This is a genomic window from Pseudomonas sp. PDM16 (assembly GCF_014851865.1).
GTDB lineage: Bacteria > Pseudomonadota > Gammaproteobacteria > Pseudomonadales > Pseudomonadaceae > Aquipseudomonas.
The window spans coordinates 1-750 of sequence record NZ_JACVAM010000024.1; the positions used below are offsets into that span (position 1 = coordinate 1).

Here is a 750-nt window from a genome sequence, read left to right on the forward strand (position 1 = left end):
CGTACCGACAGATTGCTAGGCCGTGAATGACGGCTGCTACTTCACCATCCTCGTATAGTACGTTCCCAAACGGTGCGTCTGACCAAGCCCACTCGACTACGTGTGCCCCGTCGATTTTTTCAGGTGGTTTCATGATGGCCATCCTTTTCCTAACGATTAAGCTAACGGGCGGCCAAAAGCGCAGCTTTTGGACGTCCAGCGAACGAAGTGAGCGATAGTTGAGCGCATTGTTAGGCGTTGACACTAAGTGCCTCTGCTATAGCCTGACTCATGAGCTCTTCATTATTTAATAATTCCCGGTAAGGTTCGAATGGGAGATTTCCATCATTCACCTGGCGCTGAACAAATATGCGCATGCGCCAATGATCCGGATGTGGTTTGTCAAAGTCGAAGTCTATGCCTCCTGTATCTAGAGTTTTGTAGACATCGACTCCAATGCCGTGAGTGCGTATGTACCAAGCGGTGCCAGGTATAATGCGGTTTCCGCGACTTTCACTACGCAGAATGTCCTCAGCCCTTTCCAAGGCGAAGCTGCGGGAAATAAGCTCTTTTGCCCATGCCATTTGGGCATACCACAGGGGTATTGCTGCTTTTATTGGGTTCACATCCATAATCCCCACAATGCCTAACGATTAAGCTAACGGGCAGACAAAAGCGTAGCTTTTGGCTGTCCAGCGAACGGAGTGAGCGGCAGTTGAGCGCATTGTTAGGGGCCTGTACTTGAGCAGACTGTGGCTATTAGTGAGGCAA

The 750-nt window shown here is 50.1% G+C and carries 1 protein-coding gene; it reads right to left on the bottom strand.

Annotated features, from left to right (window positions below):
* Positions 1-230: 230 nt before the first annotated feature.
* Positions 231-611 carry a DUF6896 domain-containing protein gene (locus IB234_RS23785; protein WP_192322323.1) on the bottom strand — a complete coding sequence of 127 codons (381 nt, stop codon included), beginning with the start codon at positions 609-611 and terminating at the stop codon, positions 231-233.
* Between the last annotated feature and the right edge of the window lie 139 nt (positions 612-750).